Origin of the sequence: Cellulomonas gelida, assembly GCF_006538725.1 — a bacterium.
In the GTDB taxonomy this organism is placed as follows: domain Bacteria; phylum Actinomycetota; class Actinomycetes; order Actinomycetales; family Cellulomonadaceae; genus Cellulomonas; species Cellulomonas gelida.
Window position 1 is genome coordinate 63,728 of the sequence record NZ_BJLQ01000018.1, and the last position, 8,107, is coordinate 71,834.

4 protein-coding genes are annotated in these 8,107 nt (G+C 71.8%); 1 reads left to right on the forward strand and 3 read right to left on the reverse strand.

The window, feature by feature from the left end; all coding sequences use genetic code 11:
- Positions 1–13 precede the first annotated feature (13 nt).
- Complete coding sequence (locus CGE01nite_RS09775) at positions 14–1,057, forward strand: D-alanine--D-alanine ligase family protein (protein ID WP_141370596.1); 1,044 nt, start codon at positions 14–16, stop codon at positions 1,055–1,057.
- Positions 1,058–1,067: 10 nt separating this feature from the next.
- On the opposite strand, the gene CGE01nite_RS09780 is transcribed toward CGE01nite_RS09775, so the two are convergent.
- From CGE01nite_RS09780 to rsmG, 3 genes are all read right to left on the reverse strand, one after another.
- Positions 1,068–2,267, reverse strand: a complete 1,200-nt coding sequence (locus CGE01nite_RS09780; RefSeq protein ID WP_141370598.1) for a ParB/RepB/Spo0J family partition protein — start codon at positions 2,265–2,267, stop codon at positions 1,068–1,070.
- Entirely contained in the window at positions 2,264–3,187 is a 924-nt protein-coding gene (locus CGE01nite_RS17310) for a ParA family protein (RefSeq protein WP_229747329.1), read from the reverse strand. The genes CGE01nite_RS09780 and CGE01nite_RS17310 overlap by 4 nt, the downstream gene beginning before the upstream one ends.
- Before the next feature lie 814 nt (positions 3,188–4,001).
- On the reverse strand, positions 4,002–4,673 hold the full coding sequence (rsmG, locus tag CGE01nite_RS09790; RefSeq protein ID WP_229747330.1) for a 16S rRNA (guanine(527)-N(7))-methyltransferase RsmG: 672 nt from the start codon (positions 4,671–4,673) through the stop codon (positions 4,002–4,004).
- Positions 4,674–8,107 lie beyond the last annotated feature (3,434 nt).

Genomic DNA, 8,107 nt, shown 5'->3' on the forward strand with positions numbered 1-8,107 from the left:
TCGGAGTTCCATCGTGACCACGTCACCCGTCCCGCCCGCTGCCTCGCCGTCACCGTCGTCGACGCCGACTCCCGGCGTCCCCGACCGGGCACCTCGCGTCGCCGTGCTCGCCGGCGGGCTGTCCCACGAGCGCGACGTGTCGCTCCGGTCGGGCCGTCGCGTCGCCGAGGCACTGCGCTCCTCCGGCGTCGAGGTGTCCGTGCACGATGTCGACGCCGACCTCATCGCCGCGCTCACCGAGCTCCGCCCCGATCTCGTGTGGCCCGTGCTCCACGGGTCGAGCGGCGAGGACGGCTCGGTGCGCGACGTCGTCCAGCTGCTCGGGTTGCCTTTGCTCGGAACGGGACCCCGGGCGAGCCGCGTCGCGTGGAGCAAGTCGATCGCCAAGACCCTCGTCTCGCGCGCGGGCCTGGTGACCCCCGAGTTCGTCACCCTTCCGCAGTCGCTGTTCCGCGAGCTCGGCCCCGCAAGGGTGCTGTCCGCGATCGTCGAGCGTCTCGGGCTGCCCGTCGTCGTGAAGCCTTCGCGCGGTGGGTCGGCACTGGGCGTGTCTGTCGTGCAGTCCCCCGACGACCTGGCGCGCGCGATGGTCGAGTGCTTCGCCTACGGTGACACCGCCCTGATCGAGCGTGCGGTCTCGGGGGTCGAGGTCGCCGTGTCGGTCGTCGACCTCGGTGACGGCGCGGTCGCCTTGCCGCCCATCGAGATCGTGACGGACGGCCCGTACGACTACGACGCCCGGTACAACCCCGGGCGCGTCGAGTACTTCGCCCCCGCGCGACTCTCGGACGCGACGCGCGCCGAGGTCGAGCGGGTCGCGCTCGTCGCCCACCGGTCCCTCGGCCTGACCCGCCTGTCGCGGTCGGACCTCATCGTCGACACCGAGGGAGTTGTGCACTTCCTCGAGGTCAACGTGAGCCCCGGGATGACCGAGACCTCGCTATTTCCCCAGGCGGCGGAGGCCGCTGGCCACAATCTTGGGGCCTTGTACCGATCCCTGGTAGAGGCTTCTCTCGCCGCCGCGCCGGTCGGTCTCGAGCCCGTTCCGGCGCCCTGAACGTCCCGTTTCAGCCCTTCAGCAGGCCCGGGTCGTCGGGAGCGAACGTCGCGAGGATGCGGTTGAGGTCCTGGACGGATGCGAACTCGACGGTCAGCCGGCCTCGGGACTTCCCCAGCTGGACCTTCACGCGAGTGTCGAAGCGGTCCGACAGTCGGCTCGAGAGCTCGTCGAGAGCCTCGTTGCGCTGACCCGCGCGCGGCGCCTGGCGGCGCTTCCCCGGGGCGGCTTCGTCACCGCCGAGCGACACGATCTCCTCGACCGCTCGCACGGACAGACCCTCGGCGACGATCCGCTGCGCGAGCCGCTCGATCGCCGCGCCGTCCGCGAGGCCCAGGAGCGCGCGTGCGTGACCCGCCGAGAGCACTCCGGCGGCCACGCGACGCTGGACCAGCGGCGGGAGCTTGAGCAGACGCAGGGTGTTGGAGATCTGCGGGCGCGACCGGTGGATGCGCGTCGCCAGCTCCTCATGCGTGCACCCGAAGTCGTCGAGGAGCTGCTGGTAGGCCGCGGCCTCCTCGAGAGGGTTGAGCTGCGAGCGGTGCAGGTTCTCGAGCAGCGCGTCCCGCAGGAGGTCGGCGTCGTCGGTCTCCCGGACGATCGCCGGGATGACGTCGAGCCCGGCAGCCTGCGTCGCCCGCCAACGACGCTCGCCCATGATGAGCTCGTACCCGTCGTCGACGGCGCGCACGACGACCGGCTGCAGGACGCCGATCTCCCGGATCGAGTTGACGAGCTCGTCGAGCGCGTCCTCGTCGAACACCGAGCGCGGCTGGCGCGGGTTGGGTCGGATCGACCCGACGGGCAGCTCCGCGAAGCGTGCCCCGGGGACGGGGACGAGCCCGTCGGTCGCGATCGCGCTGAAGTCGGCCGGGTCGGCAACGCCTGCGGTGACGACCGCGGCACCGTCGGCGAGGGCGACTCCGCCGTTGGACGCAGCGGCCGGGACGCCGGTCGTCGTCCCGTTCGTGGCGGACCCGGTCGACTCGGCGACTGCCGTGCTCGCGGCGGCCGCGGCTGCGACCTGCGCGTTCGCGACACCGTTCGACTCGGCGGCCGTCGCCTCACCGCTGGTGCTCGTGGCGTCGGACCGGTCCGGGAAGAACACGTCGACCGGGCGGTCGCCGCCCGCCGGCGGTCGCTGCCCGTCGAGCCCGGCCGGGATCAGCGCGCCCAGGCCACGGCCCAGTCCCCGTCGCTTCTCGCTCATCGGTCCTCCTCCGCGCCGCTCTCAGCGGTCGCGCTGTTCGATGGGGTCACGTCTGTGGTTGCGGCGCCGCGCTCGGCGATCTCACGCGCGGCCTCCAGGTAGGCGAGCGCACCCGAGGAGCCCGCGTCGTACGTCATCACCGTCTGGCCGTAGCTCGGCGCCTCGGAGATGCGCACGGACCGAGGGACGGTCGTGCGCAGCGTCCGCTCCGGGAAGTGCTCGCGAACCTCGGACGCCACCTGCTGGGCGAGGTTCGTGCGGGCGTCGTACATGGTCAGCAGGATTGTCGAGACGTGCAGGTCGCGGTTCAGGTGCGCCTGGATGAGCTGGATCGTCTTCAGCAGCTGGCTCAGGCCCTCGAGTGCGTAGTACTCGCACTGGATCGGGATGAGCACCTCGCGCGCGACGACGAAGGCGTTGACCGTGAGCAGACCGAGGCTCGGTGGGCAGTCGACGAGCACGTAGTCGATGCGCTCGAGCCCGTTGTCGATCCGCCACTGCAGGTACGTGTCGAGCGCGCTGCGGAGCCGCGTCTCGCGCGCCACCATCGAGACGAGCTCGATCTCCGCACCCGACAGGTCGATCGTGGCGGGCAGACACCAGAGGTTCGGGACGTCGGGGCTCTCCTGCACCGCCTCCGCGATCGGAGCGCCCTCGACGAGCACCTCGTAGATCGACGGCGTTCCCGCGCGGTGCTCCACGCCCAGCGCCGTCGAGGCGTTGCCCTGCGGGTCGTTGTCGAGCACGAGCACGTTGAGTCCCGACTGCGCCAGCGCGGCCGCGAGGTTGACGGTCGTCGTCGTCTTCCCGACGCCACCCTTCTGGTTCGCCACGGTGACGATCCGCGTCTCAGCGGGACGCGGGAAGCGCCGACCGCGCAGCTCGATGCGGCGGCGCGCATCCTGCTGCAGCTCAGCCATCAGAGGGGTGTCGTCCGTGACCGTCGGAAGGCTCTGCACGAGGGCAGCGCGCCTCTGCTCGTCCGGGTCGAGTTCGGCTTGCGTTGTCATGTCTCCGTCAGGGTCGTGCAGGGAGGGTGACGCCGACGCGTCTCCCCTATTGTCCGGTGCGGATCCCCCTGCTTCCGACGCTGCCGGGCTCGTTTCACGTGAAACGCGCGACTCTGCGCCGTCGTGCTCGTCGTTCTCCACCATGGGCGACGCTTCCATGGGAGCGTTCGGGCCCTCGGGCTCCGCCGTTGCGGTGGTGGCCGCAGCGCTCGCGAACGCGGGCGCCTCGTCGGTCTGTCCGACTACCGTGTCGACTGTGCCCGTCAGGTCGCCGGGTGCGGCCTCGCCGTTCGCCGACGGCTGCGCCTCTCCGCTCTCGCCAGTGCTCTTGAGAACGCGGGCCTCCACCTCAGCGGGGATGCCGTTCGTCGTCGGTGCCTCACTGGCCGAGCCATCCGAGGCGTCGTCGACGACGATCTCCGTCGCTGTCTGCGTGGGTTCCGTGATCCCCCACGTCGCCGCCCAGGTGGCCGCGCGTTCGCCGACCTCGGCGATCCCCCCGTTCGATGCGGGCTCCGCGCCGGCCTCCGGCGGGACGGGCGAGGGCACGGACGCTACGGTCGCTGCCGAACTGGCTGCACCGTGGACGACACCCGTGCTCTCGTCCGTCGCCTGCTGGCCGTTCGACTCCGGCTCGACCAACGGATCGGCGACAGCCGTCTCCGTGCTGACGGGCCACGTGGCCGTTGCTGGTACCGGCTGTGGAGCTCGACCGTGCTTTCGCCTACCGAACACCCTTACCCCCTTCGTGCACGGCGGTCACCACGCGGGTGGGCTCGACGCCCTCGAGCGTCGCCACCTCACGCACCTCGACCGCTCCGACGAGAGCGCGGCGTGCAGCACGCCGCCCGTTGTCGATCTCCTCCTGCGCACGCGCGCCCTTCAGGGCGACCAGCGTGCCTCCCGGACGAATGAGGGGCATCGCCCATCCGTAGAGCTTGTCGAGCGCCGCCACAGCGCGCGTCGTCACGGCGTCGGCCTGCAGGTCCAACGCCTCCTGCGCGCGCGCACGCCGGACCTCGGCGTTCGACAGGCCGAGCGCGTCGACCACCTCGGTGAGCCAGTCGGTCCGGCGCTCCATCGGCTCGAGCAGCACGACCCGAGCGCCCGGCACCATCGCCGCGATGACGACACCTGGCAGGCCAGCACCGCTCCCCAGGTCGACGATCAGTCCGCTCGTCGGCAGGAACGGCACCGCAGCCGCCGAGTTGAGCAGGTGACGCTCCCACAGGCGAGACACCTCCCGAGGACCGATGAGACCCCGAAGCACTCCCTGGTCCACCAGCATGCGGCGGAAGCCCTCGACCTGCGGCCACGCGGTCCCGAAGAAGTCGGGCAGCCGCGGGTCGCCGTCCAACGGGTCCTGGAGGTCAGTGATGTCGTCGTCCTCGGTCACGACGCCACACTCCGTTCCACGTGAAACCTCCGCCACGGCACTCGCCAGCCTGCCTGGCTGCGCGAACGTCCCACGGTACCGGCTGAGGCGCTCGCAACGACGTCTCACCCACAGGCAGGTCGGGAGAGATTCCACCAGGGTGGCGCGTCGCCGACGATGCCCATCGGTTCGCAGCCCGTGCGGGGCTCTACACAGTCCCCGACCAGCGGGTCCGCCCTTCGGGCGTGCGGTCTCGAGCAGCAGACCCGAGCGCCATCCGAGACGTCCATCGATCGCTCACCGCACTCTCCGCGCCTGCCACACGTGGCTGTTCGACGAGCGCCGCGTGCTCCAGCTCCGGGTGGCACGGCCGCCTGGCGCCGCTCGCCAGCCGCCGAGGTCGCCATGCCCCCCGTGCACGAGGACCCGGATCGTGCACCGGGTTCCGCACCGCCGCCCGTGCTCGCGCCCGGCGAGTCGAGGCGAAGCGCGAGCTCCACGATCCCGCGAGGCCCGAGGTGCCGCGCCTGTGCGGCCGCCGTCCTTCGGACGCACAGAGCCGCGGCGGCTCTCACAGCGCGCCGCCTGTCCCCTCGGTTCCACGTGAAACACGCCGCCGAAGACCACGCACCTCAGCGGCCCTGGACCGATGAGGCGACCGATACTCCGTGCCTGGGTCCAGCGGACTCGCGTCCCTCGGAGCGCACGTCACCGCGGGCCGCCGAGCCCTCCGAGCACCTGTCGGCCCCGCGAGCGATCGAACAGCACGCGGCGTCTCCTACCCCACACGCCCAGAGGCCGCGGCGCGCGCCCGCTCGCCAGGTCACAGCAACCGCCCGGTCACTCTGACGCACGGCGCACACAGCTACGGCTCTGCACCGCTGGCACGCCTGCTCCCGCCGTGTGGACGCCGTCCTCAGCGCGACCCACGGCACCGCCGGACCCGCGGCCCAGACGACCAGCGCTCGGGAGCCCCTCACACGTCACCAGACTGGTCGCGCGCCGTCCACCGCTAGCGACGACACGCGATGCGCTCGCCCGTACCGCCGAACCGACCCACTCCCGCTGCGCACCTACACGCCAGGGTCTGCATATGACCAAGGTGTGGGCGGCCCTCGTTCCACGTGAAACGGGGATGCCCCACAAACAGCTCGCGGCGTCAAGCCGACATGCCTCGCCAACCCCGCCCGCACAGATCCTGCCGGGGTGACACGCGGTGGCGCGGCGGCTCCTGTGGCGACACGCATCGCACCTACGCGTGCCATTGACGAGAGGCCGCGGGCGAGGTGTGGCGCCCACGGGCAAACCTCCGCGGACGCCGAGAGCTTCGCGCCCTGTCCCTGTTCCACGTGAAACAGTGACGGGGCACCGAGCAGCGCGCGGCGTCGCGTCGCTCGCGTCATCCGTCTCGCGCGTCCAGGCCATGCCAGGGCTCGAGCTCGCAACGGCACGTGCGGACGTATGGTCGACCGCGTACCACCCGCACCCACGCTCACGTGGAGCGAGGGCCGGGCCGGTGCCCGCGAGCAAGGCTCCTCGGATGCCGCCGGCTCGAGGCCCCCCCGTTCCACGTGAAACAGGCACGCGCCCCACCGAGGAGTGCGAAGAGTGAGGCCGATGTGCCTCATCTGCCCCGCGCGTCCAGGCCCTGCAGTCGTCGAGCACGCACGACGCGCCCGGTTCTGCTGTCACCCGCGTGCTACCTGCGCGCCCGTCCACGTAGAGCGGGAACAGGGCACCGCGCCCACGAGCCAGCCCTCTCTGCCTGCACGTAGGCTCAGGACTCGCCTCCGTTCCACGTGAGACAGGGACGCCCTCCGAGCCGCTTGCGGCCCCGAGCCGACACGCCTCGTCGACCTCGCTGGGGTCAGCTATGCCGGGGTCGGGCACGCAAGGCCGCGGCTGTCCTCTTGCCACGCGCACGCCAACTGCGTTCCCCGTCCACGACAAGGCGGGGTGTCACACGCACCGCCCGCGTGAGGCGGCGGTCACGCGTATCGGCCTGCGCCGCCCTGCTGGGCCTTGCTCAGGCCGTGCGCTCTCACGCTCATCTCCTTGGGCCGCCCACCGAGCGCCGACTCCGGGACCCGACCGTGGCCTGTTGTTGGCATCCCGTCTGTTCCACGTGAGGACGGAGCGCACCCGCTGGGTCCCACACGCTCTGCTCGAGCTCGCCGCCGGGCGCCGCCTCAGTCCCCCTGGACGTGCGCCCCCGTCCAACCCCCGCGGGCGCTCGTCGCCGCGCGGGTGGCATGTCACGCGGAGTGCGCACGTCAGCATCCGCACGCTCATGGAGCCCGAACGCCGCATCCGGCCCAGACCAGCGTGTGCTTCGTCAGACGGCGCTCGACCCTCCACGCCAAGGCCCACCCAACGGGGACGCCCGGTACCGCGCCGGTCGTCCGTCCGCTCGAGCCCGCCACGCCGGCGGGCACCCGTCCTGACCGCCCACCCCGCGCACGCCGTCGCGCGCTACGCAGGCGGAGGGCGAACCCGCGTACAGAGTCCCCCACCCATGCGTCGAACGCCTCACCAGTTTCACGTGAAACAGGGCAAGGGTGGCGCGAGAGGTGCCAACTCCCGCACCCACCGCTCACCGGTGTGCGTCGCGCTCCCCCTCATGGCGTGACCGTTGTGACCGGCCTCGCGGGAGACAGCTCTGCGTGCGCACTCGCCATGGGGCCCGCAGGGCAACATGCACCGGACAGTGCGTCGGCATCGGCACGACGCCGTCCCGCGCCCAGCCCTCGCCTGAGCGCTCCAACCCTGGTCATCCACGCTGTGCTCGCGACGCGGCGACTCGCACCGAGCCACACCGTCCGCGTCGTCCTCGGGTACGGTCGCCGCCTTGACCCGTCCGGGCGCCGACTCCCCCTGCGCCGTGTCTCTTGCGCAACTCCCCTACGCCGACTCCTCGCGGTGACACCGCGTGCGGACGACCACCCATCGGGTCCAGGCACCGCGCACGGCCGTAGGTCGTTCTCTACTCGTGCGAGTCGGTCTGCGCGAGCCTCCAGGTGCAGGCACCCGAGAAGCGACCGCGGGCCGATCCTCATCGCTGACCGCAACACCCACCGCTACACCCCCATGAGCTGACGCAGTGCAGCCCCGGACTCAACTCGCTACACGCACCCTTCAGAGATCGACGCCAGGCCTCGGATCCACACGACGCCATCGCCTCACACGACGCGACGCGCGCCGCGAGCGCCCTGTGGATCGCTCGCGCTGATCCCTGAGCGCCGCCGCAGTCATATCCGCGCGCCCTGCATGGAGGGAGCACACAAGCTCTGACCCCGCGGCTCCACGGCGATGCACCGCGTCAAACGCCACTTCCCGGGCCGAGGCACGTCGGGTGCACCGAACGCTGTTCCACGTGAAACAGTGCCAGCAGACGGTGCCGCCACGCCGTACCCTCGCGCCGGGCGAGGAGCCCAAGGCCGCCCCCCCCCCCCCCC